20 protein-coding genes are annotated in these 16,336 nt (G+C 42.8%); 14 read left to right on the top strand and 6 right to left on the bottom strand.

The window, feature by feature from the left end:
- The first annotated feature begins 6 nt into the window (after nt 1–6).
- The 9 genes from ACYQY7_RS08185 to ACYQY7_RS08145 all read left to right on the top strand — a co-directional run bounded on the left by ACYQY7_RS08185 (nt 7) and on the right by ACYQY7_RS08145 (nt 8,306).
- On the top strand, nt 7–1,203 hold the full coding sequence (locus tag ACYQY7_RS08185) for an MFS transporter (RefSeq protein ID WP_461201572.1): 1,197 nt from the start codon (nt 7–9) through the stop codon (nt 1,201–1,203).
- Nucleotides 1,204–1,269: 66 nt separating this feature from the next.
- Complete coding sequence (locus ACYQY7_RS08180; protein WP_461201571.1) at nt 1,270–2,085, top strand: glycosyltransferase family 2 protein; 816 nt, start codon at nt 1,270–1,272, stop codon at nt 2,083–2,085.
- Nucleotides 2,086–2,096: 11 nt separating this feature from the next.
- A complete protein-coding gene (locus tag ACYQY7_RS08175) occupies nt 2,097–2,330 on the top strand; it encodes a hypothetical protein (protein ID WP_461201570.1) in 234 nt (77 codons plus the stop codon).
- Nucleotides 2,331–2,565: 235 nt separating this feature from the next.
- A complete protein-coding gene (ahpC, locus tag ACYQY7_RS08170) occupies nt 2,566–3,129 on the top strand; it encodes an alkyl hydroperoxide reductase subunit C (RefSeq protein WP_035050260.1) in 564 nt (187 codons plus the stop codon).
- A 14-nt stretch (nt 3,130–3,143) separates the two neighbouring features.
- On the top strand, nt 3,144–4,673 hold the full coding sequence (ahpF, locus tag ACYQY7_RS08165) for an alkyl hydroperoxide reductase subunit F (RefSeq protein ID WP_461201569.1): 1,530 nt from the start codon (nt 3,144–3,146) through the stop codon (nt 4,671–4,673).
- Nucleotides 4,674–5,017: 344 nt separating this feature from the next.
- A complete protein-coding gene (locus ACYQY7_RS08160) occupies nt 5,018–6,400 on the top strand; it encodes a glycine--tRNA ligase (RefSeq protein WP_461201568.1) in 1,383 nt (460 codons plus the stop codon).
- Between the two features lie 58 nt (nt 6,401–6,458).
- Complete coding sequence (locus tag ACYQY7_RS08155; protein WP_461201567.1) at nt 6,459–7,133, top strand: uracil-DNA glycosylase; 675 nt, start codon at nt 6,459–6,461, stop codon at nt 7,131–7,133.
- Nucleotides 7,108–7,314 carry a uracil-DNA glycosylase gene (locus ACYQY7_RS08150; protein WP_461201566.1) on the top strand — a complete coding sequence of 69 codons (207 nt, stop codon included), beginning with the start codon at nt 7,108–7,110 and terminating at the stop codon, nt 7,312–7,314. The genes ACYQY7_RS08155 and ACYQY7_RS08150 overlap by 26 nt, the downstream gene beginning before the upstream one ends.
- Nucleotides 7,311–8,306, top strand: coding sequence for a potassium channel family protein (locus tag ACYQY7_RS08145; protein ID WP_461201565.1), 996 nt, complete (start codon nt 7,311–7,313; stop codon nt 8,304–8,306). Before ACYQY7_RS08150 ends, ACYQY7_RS08145 begins: the two co-directional genes overlap by 4 nt.
- A 17-nt stretch (nt 8,307–8,323) precedes the next feature.
- Here ACYQY7_RS08145 and ACYQY7_RS08140 read toward each other — a convergent pair whose 3' ends face one another.
- Complete coding sequence (locus ACYQY7_RS08140; RefSeq protein ID WP_461201564.1) at nt 8,324–9,940, bottom strand: glycoside hydrolase family 13 protein; 1,617 nt, start codon at nt 9,938–9,940, stop codon at nt 8,324–8,326.
- A gap of 97 nt (nt 9,941–10,037) precedes the next feature.
- Here ACYQY7_RS08140 and ACYQY7_RS08135 point away from each other — a divergent pair, with 97 nt between their 5' ends.
- Nucleotides 10,038–10,274 (top strand): YwdI family protein, encoded by a 237-nt coding sequence (locus ACYQY7_RS08135; RefSeq protein ID WP_461201563.1) that lies wholly within the window; start codon nt 10,038–10,040, stop codon nt 10,272–10,274.
- A gap of 13 nt (nt 10,275–10,287) precedes the next feature.
- Nucleotides 10,288–10,650 carry a DUF423 domain-containing protein gene (locus tag ACYQY7_RS08130; protein WP_461201562.1) on the top strand — a complete coding sequence of 121 codons (363 nt, stop codon included), beginning with the start codon at nt 10,288–10,290 and terminating at the stop codon, nt 10,648–10,650.
- Nucleotides 10,651–10,676: 26 nt separating this feature from the next.
- Here ACYQY7_RS08130 and gerQ read toward each other — a convergent pair whose 3' ends face one another.
- The 4 genes from gerQ to ACYQY7_RS08110 all read right to left on the bottom strand — a co-directional run bounded on the left by gerQ (nt 10,677) and on the right by ACYQY7_RS08110 (nt 13,056).
- Nucleotides 10,677–11,120, bottom strand: a complete 444-nt coding sequence (gerQ, locus tag ACYQY7_RS08125; RefSeq protein WP_461201561.1) for a spore coat protein GerQ — start codon at nt 11,118–11,120, stop codon at nt 10,677–10,679.
- Between the two features lie 14 nt (nt 11,121–11,134).
- Entirely contained in the window at nt 11,135–11,557 is a 423-nt protein-coding gene (locus tag ACYQY7_RS08120) for a cell wall hydrolase (RefSeq protein WP_085788605.1), read from the bottom strand.
- A gap of 121 nt (nt 11,558–11,678) precedes the next feature.
- On the bottom strand, nt 11,679–12,425 hold the full coding sequence (gene hemQ, locus ACYQY7_RS08115; protein WP_461201560.1) for a hydrogen peroxide-dependent heme synthase: 747 nt from the start codon (nt 12,423–12,425) through the stop codon (nt 11,679–11,681).
- Between the two features lie 67 nt (nt 12,426–12,492).
- Nucleotides 12,493–13,056: a YqaA family protein gene (locus ACYQY7_RS08110; RefSeq protein ID WP_461201559.1), complete on the bottom strand. Its 564-nt coding sequence runs from the start codon at nt 13,054–13,056 to the stop codon at nt 12,493–12,495.
- A 195-nt stretch (nt 13,057–13,251) separates the two neighbouring features.
- Between ACYQY7_RS08110 and pta the strand changes: the two genes are divergently transcribed.
- Nucleotides 13,252–14,235, top strand: coding sequence for a phosphate acetyltransferase (gene pta, locus ACYQY7_RS08105; RefSeq protein WP_461201558.1), 984 nt, complete (start codon nt 13,252–13,254; stop codon nt 14,233–14,235).
- Complete coding sequence (locus ACYQY7_RS08100) at nt 14,235–15,059, top strand: lipoate--protein ligase family protein (RefSeq protein WP_461201557.1); 825 nt, start codon at nt 14,235–14,237, stop codon at nt 15,057–15,059. Before pta ends, ACYQY7_RS08100 begins: the two co-directional genes overlap by 1 nt.
- 26 nt (nt 15,060–15,085) lie before the next feature.
- Here ACYQY7_RS08100 and ACYQY7_RS08095 read toward each other — a convergent pair whose 3' ends face one another.
- Nucleotides 15,086–15,757 carry an RsfA family transcriptional regulator gene (locus ACYQY7_RS08095; protein WP_461201556.1) on the bottom strand — a complete coding sequence of 224 codons (672 nt, stop codon included), beginning with the start codon at nt 15,755–15,757 and terminating at the stop codon, nt 15,086–15,088.
- Between the two features lie 145 nt (nt 15,758–15,902).
- Here ACYQY7_RS08095 and ACYQY7_RS08090 point away from each other — a divergent pair, with 145 nt between their 5' ends.
- The gene (locus ACYQY7_RS08090) at nt 15,903–16,127 is read left to right on the top strand and encodes a YuzB family protein (protein WP_003397078.1); all 225 of its coding nucleotides are present in this window, start codon (nt 15,903–15,905) and stop codon (nt 16,125–16,127) included.
- Nucleotides 16,128–16,336 lie beyond the last annotated feature (209 nt).

Here is a 16,336-nt window from a genome sequence, read left to right as displayed (position 1 = left end):
TGTGACATGAGTAAAGACATATCAAGAAACAAATTGCTTTGGATTGCAGGACTTGGTTGGCTATTTGACGCGATGGATGTCGGCATGCTTTCGTTTATTATAGCTGCCTTGCAAAAGGAATGGAACTTGACTGCCGAGCAAATGGGGTGGATCGGAAGTGTGAACTCGATCGGCATGGCCGTCGGTGCCCTCGTTTTTGGGTTGTTAGCTGATCGTATCGGGCGAAAACAAGTTTTCATTATTACGCTCTTATTATTTTCGATCGGTAGCGGTTTATCTGCACTTGCCACAACATTAACGGTCTTTTTAATTTTACGCTTTTTCATTGGTATGGGGCTTGGAGGGGAGCTCCCAGTAGCATCGACACTCGTGTCGGAAAGCGTGCCTGCACATGAGCGTGGAAAAGTTGTTGTTTTATTGGAAAGCTTTTGGGCAGGTGGTTGGTTATTAGCAGCGCTCATTTCATTTTTCATTATTCCAGCGTATGGATGGCAAATGGCACTTATTTTAGGGGCTTTACCGGCATTATATGCCATTTATTTACGCATGAACTTACCAGATTCACAAAAGTTTATCGCGACAAAAACAGAGCGTCGTTCCGTTTGGCGAAATATTGCAGACGTTTGGGCAAAGCCGTATGCAAAACAAACGACCATGCTTTGGATTTTATGGTTTGCCGTCGTCTTTTCCTATTACGGCATGTTTTTATGGCTGCCGAGCGTCATGGTCATGAAGGGGTTTAGTTTAATTAAAAGTTTTGAATACGTGCTCATTATGACGTTAGCGCAATTGCCGGGTTATTTTAGCGTGGCATGGTTAATTGAACGCATCGGAAGAAAAGCGGTGCTCATTATTTATTTAGTTGGGACAGCGTTAAGTGCTTATTTCTTCGGAAATGCTGAGACAGCTACCGCATTAATGACGTTTGGAGCATTGTTATCGTTTTTCAATCTCGGTGCTTGGGGAGCGCTTTACGCGTACACACCAGAGCAATATCCAACTGTTATTCGAGCAACAGGAGCAGGGATGGCCGCTTCATTCGGACGCATTGGTGGCATTTTAGGACCGCTTCTTGTCGGCTATCTCGTTGCACAAAACGTATCAATCACGATGATTTTTGCCATATTTTGTATCGCCATTTTCATCGGTGCGCTCGCTGTTCTTTTCCTCGGAAAAGAGACGAAACAACAAGAACTCGCATAATCATAAGAAAAGAAGCTATAATGGTTTCATTGTAGCTTCTTTAATTTTTGAAAGGAGATATGTCATTTGGGTGTTTCTGTAGTCATTGCGACATATAACCGATTACTACCTTTAGCAGAATTACTAGAGTCATTAAGCAAGCAAACGTATAAACCAAAGCAAGTCATTATTGTCAACGACGGGGGGTCGTCGGTACAAGCCGCGGTTGATGCGTATCCTGAGCTTCCTATTGAGCTCATCCAATTGCGTGAAAATGTCGGGCATGTTGAAGCGCGAAATATTGGTGTGCGCGCAGCAACAGAAGATTTTATTATGCTTTGTGATGACGACGACTTATTATTGCCATGTCATACGGAACGAATGATTGGGAATATGAACGACGCGGACTTTATATATAGCGATGTGGAAATTTTTCATTATCGCATTGAAAACGGAACGCGCATACCGACAGATCGCTTTTTATTTGCATATGAATGTGATTTACAAGCGATGCGCTCATTTTCAACGTATGTCCCTTCAGGTAGCATGTATCGGCGCGCGATTCATGATATGATCGGCTATTTTGATCCGTACGTTCATAACTATTGGGATTGGGATTTCTTTTTACGTGTTGCAAAACAATTTCGCATCAAACGCATGCCGACAGCAAGCGTCCTTTATGCTTTTTCAAATGAAGGCGATCATTTATCGAAACAAATGAACGAAACGAGACAAATGTATTTAAACCGATTAAGTGAAAAACATGGGCTCGGCGATTTACCGACGAAAAACTTTTGGCTTCTTTTATCGGAGCCCGAATTGCAAAAGCGACAATCAAAAAGTGAAATTATATGGAACGGCGAACCGTTTCGCTCACGGCTCGCCCATTTCATTCGTTGTTAGGAGGAAACAAGATGTATAGGTGGAGCGTCCAACAACTATTCATTTTGCTTTTGTTTTCCCCGCTTTTTGTTCGACATGTGTTCCATGGGCGAATCGCATTGTTTTTATTGTTTGTTTGTTTCGCTTTCGGGACAGTCGCATTTGCAGAATATATTGTGAAGAAAAAAAGGAAACAAAAATGGCTTTTTGTAGTTGCGTTATTATTTAACGTGCTCATTTTGCTTGGCTTCACTTTTATAACATGAGAAAACAGAGTCTTCGCCGAGGCTCTGCTTTTTTGTTTATGAAAAAGGAATAAAGTGAATACGTGTCGAAAAACTAAAAGGGTGAAATAGTTTTTGCTTGACAAATAAACATTACTATATGATAATTTATATCGAATTATAATTGTTATAATTTTATTTCGCTTTCAGTCATATTTTTCGTATGACTGTAGCATACTACTAACATGCAAAAAATGATGTAGGAGGATGATTCACAATGCCACTAGTAGGAAAACAAGTACAACCATTTAAAGCGATGGCGTACCATAACGGTGAATTTATCGAGGTGACAGAAGAAAACTTAAAAGGAAAATGGAGCGTTGTTTGCTTCTACCCAGCAGACTTCACATTCGTTTGTCCAACTGAGTTAGAAGATTTACAAAACGAATATCCAAAGTTAAAAGAGCTTGGTGTTGAAGTATACTCTGTTTCAACAGATACACATTTCACACATAAAGCATGGCATGACCATTCACCAGCGATCAGCAAAATTGAATATGTAATGATCGGTGACCCTTCACAAAAATTATCACGCATGTTCGAAGTACTTGATGAAGAAACAGGTCTTGCACAACGTGGTACGTTCATCATCGATCCAGATGGCGTCATTCAAGCAGTTGAAATTAACGCTGACGGCATCGGTCGCGATGCGAGCACAATCGTAAACAAGATTAAAGCAGCGCAATACGTGCGCAATAACCCCGGTGAAGTATGCCCAGCAAAATGGCAAGAAGGTGGCAAAACGCTTAAGCCAAGCCTTGACCTTGTAGGTAAAATTTAAGGAGGCTTATGTAAATGATATTGGATGCGGAAATTAAAGCACAGCTCGCCCAATATCTACAGTTGATGGAAAATGACATTGTGTTAAAAGTAAGCGCGGGAAACGATGAAGTTTCCCGCGATATGCTTGCTTTAGTCGATGAACTCGCCACAATGTCATCGAAAATCAAAGTAGAAAAAACAACGCTAGAGAGAACGCCAAGCTTTAGCGTCAATCGTGTTGGTGAAGAAACAGGCGTTGTATTTGCGGGCGTGCCTTTAGGACATGAATTTACTTCTCTTGTGCTTGCATTGCTTCAAGTGAGTGGAAGACCGCCAAAAGTAGATCAAGCGGTCATTGAACAAATTAAACATTTAAAAGGGACGTATCGTTTTGAAACATACGTCAGCTTAACGTGTCATAATTGCCCGGATGTCGTGCAAGCATTAAACGTTATGAGCGTATTAAATCCGAACGTCTCTCATACGATGATTGATGGGGCAGCATTTAAAGAAGAAGTTGAACAAAAAGACGTAATGGCGGTGCCAACTGTCTTTTTAAATGGCGAACCGTTCGCAAGCGGTCGGATGTCGCTTGAGGAAATTCTTGCGAAGTTAGGAAGTACGCCAAATGCTTCAGTCTTTGCGGACAAAGACCCGTTTGATGTGCTTGTCATCGGCGGAGGTCCTGCTGGTGCAACAGCCGCGATTTATGCGGCGCGTAAAGGCATTCGTACAGGAATCGTTGCAGAACGCTTTGGCGGTCAAATTTTAGATACGTTAGGCATTGAAAACTTCATTAGTGTGAAATATACAGAAGGTCCGAAGCTTGCCGCAAGCCTAGAGGAACATGTGAAACATTATAACGTCGACATTATGAACTTACAACGTGCCAAACGGTTAGAAAAGAAAGACCTTATTGAAGTAGAACTTGAAAACGGAGCCGTTTTAAAAAGCAAAGCGGTCATTATCGCCACAGGTGCACGTTGGCGCAATCTCGGCGTTCCGGGTGAAGCGGAGTTTAAAAATAAAGGAGTCGCTTACTGCCCGCATTGTGACGGTCCGTTATTCGAAGGAAAACATGTCGCAGTCATCGGCGGAGGTAACTCTGGCGTTGAAGCCGCGATTGATCTGGCCGGCATTGCTAAGCATGTGACGGTGCTTGAATTTGCACCAGAATTAAAAGCGGACGCAGTATTGCAAGATCGTTTGTACAGCTTACCGAACGTCACGGTCATTAAAAATGCACAAACAAAAGAAATTACAGGCACAGATAAAGTGAACGGTCTCACATATATTGATCGCGCAACAGGCGAAGAGCACCATATTGAACTTCAAGGTGTATTCGTTCAAATCGGGCTTGTGCCGAATACAGAATGGTTAGAAGGAACGGTAGAACGCAATCGCTTTGGCGAAATTATCGTCGATAAGCGCGGTGCAACAAACGTTCCTGGCGTCTTCGCTGCTGGCGATTGTACAGATAGCGCATATAAACAGATTATCATTTCCATGGGTTCAGGCGCAACAGCTTCTTTAGGAGCGTTTGACTACTTAATTCGAAATTAGTATAACTCCTTAACTCGCTTTACTGTCATAAAGTAAAGCGAGTTTTGTTTTCCCTCTCCCCTTGACTCTCCTATTTCACTTTGATACAATATCAACCAAATGAAATACAGATGCAACGATGAAAGATGGATAGTAGCTAAGGTTGTTCTTTTGTAGCGAGCTAGGGATGGTGGAAGCCTAGCAAAGATGCTTAGTGAAACGGCAGTCTGGAGTTGCTTCACGCAAAAGTGGATGCGTTACGCATCAACTAGGGTGGAACCGCGGGAGTTACGCTCTCGTCCCTAGGCGAAAGGCCTAAGGATGAGAGCGTTTTTTGTTTACATTTGACAAAAGGAGGATGAAAGATGTCGGTAACGATGGATCAAATTGTAGCACATGCGAAGCATCGCGGTTTTGTTTTCCCCGGCTCAGAAATTTACGGCGGATTAGCGAATACGTGGGATTACGGTCCGTTAGGGACAGAGTTGAAAAACAACATTAAACGTGCATGGTGGAAAAAGTTCGTTCAACAATCGCCATATAACGTTGGCTTAGATGCGGCGATTTTAATGAACCCACGCACATGGGAAGCGTCAGGTCATTTAGGAAACTTCAACGATCCGATGATTGACTGTAAACAATGTAAAGCGCGTCATCGGGCGGATAAGTTAATTGAAAGCGCGCTTGAAGCAAAAGGCATTGAAATGGTTGTCGATGGGCTTCCGTTTGAAAAAATGGAGCAGCTCATTCAAGAGCACGACATCGCGTGTCCAGATTGTGGAAGTCGCGACTTTACGAACATTCGTCAATTTAACTTAATGTTTAAAACATTCCAAGGTGTGACGGAGTCGAGCGCAAACGAAATTTATCTTCGTCCTGAAACGGCGCAAGGCATTTTCGTCAATTTTAAAAACGTGCAACGGACGATGCGTAAAAAATTGCCGTTTGGTATTGCGCAAATTGGAAAAAGTTTTCGCAACGAAATTACACCAGGAAACTTTACGTTCCGCACACGCGAATTTGAACAAATGGAGCTTGAATTTTTCTGCAAGCCAGGAGAAGAATTGCAGTGGTTTAGTTATTGGAAACAATATTGCGAACAATGGCTTTTATCGCTTGGTATGAAGCGTGAAAACATTCGTTTGCGCGATCATTCCGAAGACGAACTATCTCACTACAGCAACGCGACAACAGATATTGAATATAAATTCCCATTCGGTTGGGGCGAGCTATGGGGCATTGCATCACGTACCGATTACGATTTACGCCGTCATATGGAATATTCAGGCGAAGATTTCCACTACCTCGATCAAGAAACGAATGAACGTTTCATTCCGTATTGCATTGAACCTTCACTCGGTGCAGATCGCGTGACGCTCGCATTTATGATTGATGCGTACGAAGAAGAGCAACTTGCAGACGGCACAACGCGCACGGTGATGCATCTTCATCCAGCATTAGCGCCATATAAGGCAGCTGTATTACCGTTATCGAAAAAGTTATCAGAAGGTGCACGTGCGATCTTTGAACAACTTTCACAACACTTTATGGTTGATTACGATGAGTCTGGATCAATCGGTAAACGTTATCGCCGCCAAGATGAAATCGGGACCCCGTTCTGTATTACGTATGACTTTGATTCAGAGCAGGACGGCATGGTAACCGTGCGCGACCGCGATACGATGGAGCAAACGCGCATTCCAATTGCGGAATTAAAAAACTTCTTAGAAGAAAAAATTCAGTTTTAAATGAAAACAGGCTATCCTATGTAGTAGGGTAGCCTTTGTATTGGAAAGGAGTGCGGTGATGAGCATATTGAAAAACGATTGGGCTCCTTTATTAGAAGAGGAGTTTCAAAAACCTTACTATTTGAAGTTGCGCCAGTTTTTAAAAGAAGAATATCGAACAAAAACGATTTATCCAGATATGCACGACATTTTTAACGCCCTTCATTATACTTCATATGCAGACGTCAAAGTCGTCATTTTAGGACAAGACCCGTATCACGGACCAAATCAAGCGCACGGATTAAGTTTTTCCGTCAAACCGGGCGTTGCTTTGCCGCCGTCGTTATTAAACATTTTTAAAGAGTTACAAGATGATCTTGGTTGCTATATTCCAAACAACGGTTATTTATTAAAATGGGCAAAGCAAGGGGTGTTATTGTTAAATACGGTATTGACGGTGCGACGAGGAGAGGCGAATTCGCATAAAGGAAAAGGATGGGAGCATTTTACGAACCGTGTCATTGAACTTGTAAATGAAAAGGATGAACCGGTTGTCTTTATTTTATGGGGACGTCATGCGCAAGCAAAAAAAGAGCTCATCACAAATGAGCATCATTATATTATTGAGGCGCCACATCCAAGTCCATTTTCTGCAGCACGAGGCTTTTTCGGAAGCCGCCCTTTTTCAAAAACGAATACTTTTTTACAACAGACAGGGAGAGAGCCAATTGACTGGCAAATCGAAAACATTTAATACACGTGTCAATTGTTATGAATGTAAACATTTTTATGTGACATGGAATGCACAAATGCCGCGTGGCTGTCGCGCGTTCGGTTTTAAAAGCGCGATGTTGCCGTCTATTGTCGTCAAGCAATCATCAGGTGTGCCTTGCATGAAGTTTGTAAAAAAAGAACATAAGGGGAGAAACGGATGAGTTCGTCGCGCTCGATCGTCGTTTCCGTCATCGCGATGATTATCGCTATTATCGCGGGAACGATCGGATTCATGTTTTCGGAACAATTAACGTTTTTTGATGCGCTTTGGTTGACGGTTGTTACGATTTTGACGGTCGGCTATGGTGATACAGTGCCACAAACGTTTTATGGCAAACTGTTTGCCCTCATCATTATTCCAGTTGGTATTAGCATTGTGACATATGCGACAGGGGCGGTTGTTTCGATGATGATGGAAGGAGAATTTTCAAAAACGGTGCGGAGGCGAAAAATGAAAAAGAAAATTGAAGTGATGACGAACCATATTATTGTATGCGGGTTTGGTCGTGTTGGCGAACAAGTTGTGCGTGAGCTTGTCAAAAATGGAACACCTGTCGTTGTCATCGAACGGAATGTAGATTGGCTTGAAGAAATGGGCGATCCTATTCCTTATGTGGAGGGGGATGCGACAGCAGATGACGCGTTAATTGCCGCAGGCATTGAGCGTGCGTCGGGATTAGTTGCTGCATTGCCTTCTGATGCAGATAACGTCTTCATCTCTTTAACTGCAAAAGGACTGAATCCTAGCATTCAAGTTGTCGCGCGTGCCGAGCGAACGGAATCGGAAGAAAAATTGCGTCGCGCTGGTGCGGATAAAGTCATAAACCCTGCTTTTTTGAGCGGTCGGCGCATGGCGATGACGATGTTAAAGCCGGTGAGTGTCGATTATGTCGATACGATTTTCCACGAACATGCTGAACAATATGCGATTGAAGAAATTACGATTGAATCGCACTCTTCATTTGTCGGGACATCTGTCCGCGATCAAGCGGTGCGCACCCGCTTTGGCGTGACGATTATCGCCATTCAACGTCAAAACAACATGATTGGTAACCCAACGCCAGAGGAGCGGTTTTTCGTTGGCGATGTTCTGATCGTATTCGGTGAAAAACGAGCGCTAGAGTCGTTTGAACAGGCGGTAAATCAAAAATAAGCAGCCAAATCGGCTGCTTATTGTAATGTATAAATTCTTGCCTCATGTGGACGCATATGAAGCATTGCGCCTTCTTCTCTTACGTCTGTATAATTGCCGAGTAGAAGGTGACGGTAAGCCACGGCAAGCTCTTCTGGTAACTCATATACGTTGTCGTTGTCGCAATGGTTTAAGACGATGAGCCAGCGGACGCCATCAAGCTCGCGTGTGTAGGCGTAAATGTACGGATCATTTTCCGAAAAATCGCGGAACGTTCCGTACACCATGACTGGATGTTGCTTGCGCAGTTGAATGAGCTTTTTATAGTAATAATATACAGAGTTCGGATCTGCTAACGCTTGTTTTACATTGATTTCTTTATAGTTCGGATTCACTTTTAGCCAAGGCGTTCCTGTTGTAAATCCTGCATGTTCGCTATCGTCCCACTGCATTGGCGTACGCGAGTTATCTCGGCTCAGTAGCTGCAAGCTTTCAAGCACTTCTTTCGGATCGCGACCTTTTGCCACTTCTTCTGCGTATTTATTTTTCATCGCAATGTCGTTATAGTCGTCGATCGAGTCAAACTTGACGCCAGTCATGCCAATTTCTTCACCTTGATAAATGTACGGCGTTCCAGGCAACGTATGCACGAGCGTAGCGAGCAATTTCGCTGACTCGACGCGGAATTGTTTATCGTTTCCGTAGCGCGTCACTTGTCGCGTATGGTCGTGATTGTTTAAAAACTGCGAGTTCCACCCTTTGCCCCACAATCCTTCGTACCAACGTTTTTGAATTTGTTTGAAACGAATCGGGTCCCATGTCGGCATTTCGTCGCACACTTCAAAGTGGAACAGAGTATGTAGTTCATTTCGGTCTTCTCCGACATATTTTAATCCTTCCTCTGGCGACACGAAAGCGACTTCTCCGACGGTGAAAATATCATAATGTTTTAATACTTTTTCATTCATTTCTTTTAAATAATCATGCACGCCTAGATTGTTTGTTAAATAACGAATGTCATACGGATTTTCGGCATCTGGGAATCCGTCAGGCTTTGCGAGTAAGGCAATGGCGTCTAAGCGGAACCCGTCGATCCCTTTATCTAACCAAAAACGCATCATTTTATAAATTTCTTCACGAACTTCTTCGTTTTCCCAGTTCAAATCTGGCTGTTCTACCGCAAACGAATGGAAATAATATTGTCCTGTGTTTTCATCATATTCCCATGCGGATGGAGTAAAGTACGAGCGCCAGTTATTCGGTTTGTCGCGCCATATGTACCAATCGCGTTTCGGATTGTCTTTTGATGAACGAGATTCAAGAAACCAAGGATGTTGATCGGATGTGTGATTTACGACAAGATCCATAATTAATTTCATTCCACGTTTATGTACTTCATGAAGCAAGCGGTCAAACGTCTCCATATCGCCCGCCTTATCCATGATGCGATAGTAATCAGAAATGTCGTATCCGTTATCTTTATCTGGCGACTCATAGCACGGATTCAGCCAAATGACATCGACCCCTAAGTCGCGAATGTAATCAAGCTTTTGAATGAGCCCTTCTAAATCGCCATACCCATCACCGTTTGAGTCAAAAAAGCTGCGCCAATATACTTGATATACAACCGCTTCTTTCCACCATGTCCGTTTCATCTATTCTCGCTCCTTTTTAAGCGTTTTCAATTTGAAAAGTTGCTATGTATAAGATAACATTGTTTTAAAGGAAAAAGAAGTAGGGAGTGAAAACGTTTTGGACATATCGGTGACAAATGTATTCGCAAGAATAGAAGAAGAAATTGCAAAAGCCAAACATGCGTCGTCACCGCAAGCGGTGCGTGAACATATATATGCCGTTCGCGCGTTGTGCGACGTCATTTTACACCAACCATCGCCAAGTGCACAAACGATCATTACACCGCAACCAACAACAACTGAACGATTAACTATCGATGCTGATGCGAACGGGCCATCATTACTTGATTTTTAGGAGGGGGAACAACATGAAACTATTTACAATTATCGCATCAATTAGTGCAGCGTTATGTGTGGCGCTAGGGGCGTTCGGGGCGCATGTGTTGGAAGGAAGAATTCCAGATCGATATATAGACACGTGGCAAAAAGCCGTTCAATATCAAATGTTCCATACGATCGGTTTGTTTCTCGTTGCGCTGCTGGCAACAAAATGGCCGAACGTGACGCCGGCTGGATGGTTAATGCTTGTGGGCATCGTTTTATTTTCAGGTAGTTTATACATACTGAGCTTGACGCAAATAAAAATACTTGGAGCCATTACGCCGTTTGGGGGCGTGTCGTTTATTATTGCTTGGCTACTTTTAGCATATATGGCAATGAAACAAATGTAAAACGAGGCGGGTGTGACGCCTCGTTTTTAACGTGGAGCATATGTGCTTAATCCGATCCCAGATGCAAATGGGTATTCATAATTAATTTCTTCATCGAACGTCACATAGTCGAGATAAATCATTGGCAATAAGTAGCGCATTCCTGTTTGCGGATCGCTTAAAATGAGATGATCACGACCAGCTGCTTCAATGACACCGCGGAAAATTTTCGCGTTCCATTCACGATTGTTTTCAAACGTCATATAAACGGTCGCAATTTTCCCTTTGTTTAAGCGCAAAATGTTTTCAATGTACGATTCTTCGATCGGAAGCATGCCAGGAAGCGGCTGACTGGCCGTTGTCGGCGTTTGCATCGCCCCTGTTTGTGGTGTAAATGTTGGTGTAGGCAGGCCAAACGGATATGTCGGCATTTGGTATGGATAGTAGTACGGATACGAATAATATGGCATTTGTTGACGTTCATCACTCATTGAAACCCCTCCTTTTAATATACGCGCGGACAATTAGAACGCGTTGGCGCATAAAAACAATGCGCTTTAAAACGTCCAGTATTCCATTGATTAAACCATTGCGGTGGGCAACTGCCATCTGGCCGAAAAAACCAAAGCGAATTCGTTGCGGGATGAAAACGTTCCCCGCGGATGACGCGGCGGGCAAGACGAATGTCTTCTTCACGCGCCCGTTGATAAAAATACCCTTTTTGTACTGCTTCAAATCCTCCAGGGCTTTGAAATACCATTTGACGAATAGTACGAAGTCCTTCAAAGTCTAAACAGTTTGCGCGCACACGGTTCACTCCAACGTTTCCAACCATTAACATACCGAGCTGTCCGTCTTCCTCTGCTTCTGCGCGCATAAGACGGGCAAGCAATTTGACATCTTCTTCTGTATACGCAACAACAGCCATCCCTTCACCTCACTTTATAGAAATCGCTATTAGCCTATGATGGAAAATAAAAAATGTGAGGAAAGTCGTCATTGTTATATGTATGAAACACATCATAAAAAAAGACCTCCAAATCGGAGGCCTACACATGTAAAAACTGTTCCATTTTTTCTTTCGGTAAAATGTTGCCGACAAAGAAAGAGCCGAATTCACCAAATCGTGCGCTCACTTCGTCGAAACGCATTTCGTACACAAGCTTTTTAAATTGAAGCACATCATTTGAAAAGAGCGTGACGCCCCATTCGTAATCGTCAAATCCGACCGAACCTGTAATGATTTGAACGACTTTTCCAGCATATTTTCTTCCTGTCATGCCGTGTGCGCGCATCAAGTTGCGGCGTTCTTCCATCGGAAGCATGTACCAGTTGTCGTTTCCTTGACGTCGCTTGTCCATCGGATAAAAGCAAACGTGATTTGTTTTCGGTAAAATCGGATATAAACGGCGACGCACCTCTGGATTTTCGTACGGGTCGCCTGCTTCTGCCGGCAAGTAGTTGCTTAATTCAACGACAGAGACGTATGAATAAGCAGGTACGAGATATTTAGCGAGCTTTGTTTTATTGATTGCCGTTTCAATTTCATGAAGCTCTTCCATCGTTGGACGTAAAAGCATGAACATCAAATCTGCTTTTTGCCCCATAATTGTGTAAATCGCATGGCTGCCTTCATTTGCGGCTTCTGTTTTTTCCCATTTTTCCACTAATGTAAAAAACTCTTGTATTGCTTCTTGGCGCTCTTCATTTGTGAGCGTTTTCCAAGCCGCCCAATCAACCGTGCGGAAATCATGCAGACAATACCAACCGTCTAGCGTTTGTGCTGCTTCGCTCATGTCCAACACTCCTTTTGTTATGTACTACCGAAATTGTATCATATGTGTTTCGTTTATGCCAAACGCACTATTTGAACCGTTTGTAAATAAGAAAAGCAACGACAATAATAATGCCGCCAACGATCGTAATCGTTGTAAAATGTTGTTCAATAAATGTTTTCGCTTGAGCGCCTAACATGAAAATAATAAGCCCTTCTGCGAAAAAGCGCGCCCCACGACCGATGAACGACCAAAAAAGCAACGTGCGAATGTTTATGTTAGAAATGCCCGAGAAAATAGTGAACACTTTATACGGAATCGGGGTGAACCCAGCGATAACGATCGCCATTGCCCCGTATTGTTGAAAATATTGTTCTACTTTATCCATCTTTTCATCAGAGATAAAATAACGCAAAATCGGTCTCCCGAACTTTTTTCCAATATACCATCCAAGTAATGCACCGAGCACAGAAGCGATCGTTGTTAAAAAGGAAAACCATAATGCTTTTTCTGGCTGGGCGATGCTTAATGGAATTAATAATACATCAGGTGGAATCGGGAAAAACGAAGATTCTGTAAATGAGACGATGACGAGACCAATAACGCCAAATTCAAGCAACCATTGTTCAAGATGATGAATCCATTGTGACATATCGTAACGCTCCTTTGTTTTTTACATGTTCCTTAAAAATATATCACTTTTTAGGCGATATATCACTCGGTACAAAAAACAGAATTGTTATAAAAAAAAGACTATTTTTGTTTGTAGCGTAATTCATTGCTTTTCGTTTCAATAAGAGTATTCTAATAGATAGACGAATTTTTTTAAACTAAGGAGGAACATTTCGTGAGTGACTTATTTGCAGCCTTAAAACAAAAGGTGGCAGAAAAAAATGTAACGATCGTATTTCCAGAAGGACTCGATGAACGTATTTTAACAGCTGTCGGACGTCTAGCGGCAGAAAGTGTATTGCATCCGATTGTCATCGGCGATCAAGAAGCTGTCGCCCAAAAAGCAAAAGAGCTCGGTTTGACGCTTGAGAAAGTAGAGATCATCAACCCACATACGTATGAAGAAATGGATGGGATGGTTGCTGCGTTTATTGAACGTCGTAAAGGAAAAGTGACGGAAGAAGATGCGCGCAACATTTTACTTGATGAAAATTACTTCGGTACGATGCTTGTGTATATGGGGAAAGCGCACGGGCTTGTGAGCGGTGCTGCGCATTCTACAGCGGATACAGTTCGCCCTGCGTTACAAATTATTAAAACAAAGCCAGGTATTCGCAAAACGTCGGGCGTGTTCATTATGGTGCGCGGCGATGAAAAATACGTATTTGCCGATTGCGCCATTAACATCGCTCCAGATAGCCAAGATTTAGCGGAAATCGCAGTCGAGAGTGCCCAAACAGCGAAAATGTTTGATATTGAGCCACGTGTAGCGATGCTTAGCTTCTCTACGAAAGGATCGGCGAAATCACCGGAAACAGAAAAAGTGATTGAAGCGGTGCGCATCGCAAAAGAAATGGCGCCAGAGTTAACAATCGATGGCGAGTTTCAATTTGATGCTGCATTCGTTCCGTCTGTGGCGAAAAAGAAAGCGCCAGACTCTGTCATTCAAGGCGATGCGAACGTCTTTATTTTCCCAAGCTTAGAAGCAGGAAATATCGGGTATAAAATTGCCCAACGTCTCGGCAACTTTGAAGCGGTCGGTCCAATTTTACAAGGATTAAATCAACCAGTAAACGACTTATCGCGCGGATGTAACGCCGAAGATGTGTACAAGCTATCACTCATCACAGCAGCGCAGGCGCTTGCGGCGATGGAATAATGAGCGAATTGTTGCGACAACAAACGTGGCGAATTATCGATCATTCGAGCCTCGGTCCATCGTTTGATGCGAAACAGTCATTTGCGTTTGATGATGCGCTTTGCGAATCGGTTGGAAACGGTCAATCGTATCCGATTGTTCGCTTATGGGTGCATCACCAGACCGTTGTGCTCGGCATTCAAGATACGAAACTGCCTTACATTGAAAAAGGACTCGCCTACTTACATGAACAAGGTTGGCATACGATCGTTCGTAACTCTGGCGGATTGGCGGTCGTATTAGATGAAGGGGTTTTAAACGTTTCACTCATTTTTTCGGATACAAAAAAAGGAATTGACATTGATCGTGGGTATGAGGCAATGGCGGCGCTCATTGCCCGCATGTTACCAGAAGCGCACATGCAAGCGGGGGAAGTTATTGGCTCGTATTGTCCAGGAAGTTTTGACTTAAGCATTGATGGAAAAAAGTTTGCGGGCATTTCACAGCGCCGCATTCGAGGCGGTGTCGCTGTGCAAGTGTATATATGTGCAAACGGAAGCGGCGCGGCACGAGCGGAGTGGATTCGTCAGTTTTATGAGCACGCGCTTGCGGGAGAACAAACGAAGTTTACGTATCCGACAATCGTTCCGCATACGATGGCATCGTTAAGTGAATTGCTCGGCAAAGAAATGACCGTTTCAACGCTTATCATCCGCCTATATGAAGCGCTTCAATCGTTTGGAAGTACGCTTGCGCCATCTTCGCTTACTCAAGCAGAATGGGAGCGATACTATATGTACTTTCAGCGTATGATCGATCGAAATGAAACGATGTTGCCGAAATAAAAAAGCTGTCCGATACGACAGCTTTTTTACTCGGCAATCTTTTCGATTTTTTCTAAATTTCCGTTGCGATCCATTTTGAAAATCGGTGGCTTAAACTCATCTTCTGAAATTTCCATTTGTCTTGCCCGATTAATGATGCGAGCCATCGTTCCGTAATCTTCGCGCAATTCTTCATTTTCCTTTTGTAGTTTTGTAAATTGTTGTTCTAGTTGTTTATATTGTTGTTGTAATTGTTCGAGCTCCAGCTTTAGTTGCTTATTTTCCACTAGCGCTGTTTCTTGTCCGATATACGATTGTTTTAAAGAATGTAAAAAAGCAATAACATGGTCAAGCGTTAAATGATTTGTTTCGACATGTTCATATTCATTTGCTTGCACTTCTAACGGTTCCATCCCTAACTCCTCAAGCGAAGGAACAGGTGGTGTATAAAGCGGCCGTTTTCGCAATGCATGTTTATTTCCAAGGGCACGCTGCCGTTGTTTACGGAATTTTTTCGCCATTTGTAACGATTCTTCATATTGTTGGCGAACGACCGCATTCCAGCGAAACCCGCATGCCGCTGACGTACGATTCAACTTATCGCCTACTTCTTCAAACGCATTTAATTGCGTACTCCCTTCGCGCACGTGGCGCAACACCGTTTCAGCTAACAATAAATCTTCTTCTTCAGTCCAAGCATCTTGTCGTTTTTTTGTCATGCCAAAAACCCCTTTCTCATTCTTTTACTTTCATAATCACCAAAAAACGAGAAATATATACTATTTTTCAAAGGAAATAGATGCAGCTTGCATTGTTCGCGTATACGCGTTAGAATACTCGTTAGCGAAAAGGAGTGAGGACGGTATGCAAAATGAATTTCGCGTCTGTGACGACTGTCAAGCAACGAATTTAAAAACGTTGTTGCCAAGGTTAAAAAAATTAGATCCGAACGCAACAATCGAAATTGGCTGCCAATCGTATTGCGGGCCAGGTCGAAAAAAAGTGTTTGCGTTCGTCAACAATCGACCTGTATCAGCGATGACGGAAGACGAGTTAATCGAAAAAATTGCTGCGAAGTTGAAAAAATAAAAAATCGCCTTTGTGTTAAAAGGTGATTTTTTTCTTTATTTCAGGAAAAAGGAAGTCTTTGTTTTTTATAAAGAACGCTCTATAATAAAGCTATGTTATGAACGGAAGAGAGGGTTAGTAACTGTTAAAATGTTTTTGTGAAAATCCATAAAAATCTATATACAATTTATAAAAAATTACAAGGCAAAAGAGCCAATAAAGCCAAGAGA

The sequence above is a fragment of the Anoxybacillus sp. TBDG-1 genome, from assembly GCF_054815885.1.
This window is presented reverse-complemented; position numbering and strand designations above follow the sequence as displayed.

What these genes read in the sequence shown, in the direction of transcription:
- ACYQY7_RS08185 (WP_461201572.1), top strand. Translation starts at nt 7, where the DNA reads ATGAGTAAAGACATATCAAGAAACAAATTGCTTTGGATTGCAGGACTT.
- ACYQY7_RS08175 (WP_461201570.1), top strand. Translation starts at nt 2,097, where the DNA reads ATGTATAGGTGGAGCGTCCAACAACTATTCATTTTGCTTTTGTTTTCC.
- ahpC (WP_035050260.1), top strand. Translation starts at nt 2,566, where the DNA reads ATGCCACTAGTAGGAAAACAAGTACAACCATTTAAAGCGATGGCGTAC.
- ahpF (WP_461201569.1), top strand. Translation starts at nt 3,144, where the DNA reads ATGATATTGGATGCGGAAATTAAAGCACAGCTCGCCCAATATCTACAG.
- ACYQY7_RS08160 (WP_461201568.1), top strand. Translation starts at nt 5,018, where the DNA reads ATGTCGGTAACGATGGATCAAATTGTAGCACATGCGAAGCATCGCGGT.
- ACYQY7_RS08155 (WP_461201567.1), top strand. Translation starts at nt 6,459, where the DNA reads ATGAGCATATTGAAAAACGATTGGGCTCCTTTATTAGAAGAGGAGTTT.
- ACYQY7_RS08145 (WP_461201565.1), top strand. Translation starts at nt 7,311, where the DNA reads ATGAGTTCGTCGCGCTCGATCGTCGTTTCCGTCATCGCGATGATTATC.
- ACYQY7_RS08140 (WP_461201564.1), bottom strand. Translation starts at nt 9,940, where the DNA reads ATGAAACGGACATGGTGGAAAGAAGCGGTTGTATATCAAGTATATTGG.
- ACYQY7_RS08130 (WP_461201562.1), top strand. Translation starts at nt 10,288, where the DNA reads ATGAAACTATTTACAATTATCGCATCAATTAGTGCAGCGTTATGTGTG.
- gerQ (WP_461201561.1), bottom strand. Translation starts at nt 11,120, where the DNA reads ATGAGTGATGAACGTCAACAAATGCCATATTATTCGTATCCGTACTAC.
- ACYQY7_RS08120 (WP_085788605.1), bottom strand. Translation starts at nt 11,557, where the DNA reads ATGGCTGTTGTTGCGTATACAGAAGAAGATGTCAAATTGCTTGCCCGT.
- hemQ (WP_461201560.1), bottom strand. Translation starts at nt 12,425, where the DNA reads ATGAGCGAAGCAGCACAAACGCTAGACGGTTGGTATTGTCTGCATGAT.
- ACYQY7_RS08110 (WP_461201559.1), bottom strand. Translation starts at nt 13,056, where the DNA reads ATGTCACAATGGATTCATCATCTTGAACAATGGTTGCTTGAATTTGGC.
- ACYQY7_RS08100 (WP_461201557.1), top strand. Translation starts at nt 14,235, where the DNA reads ATGAGCGAATTGTTGCGACAACAAACGTGGCGAATTATCGATCATTCG.
- ACYQY7_RS08095 (WP_461201556.1), bottom strand. Translation starts at nt 15,757, where the DNA reads ATGACAAAAAAACGACAAGATGCTTGGACTGAAGAAGAAGATTTATTG.
- ACYQY7_RS08090 (WP_003397078.1), top strand. Translation starts at nt 15,903, where the DNA reads ATGCAAAATGAATTTCGCGTCTGTGACGACTGTCAAGCAACGAATTTA.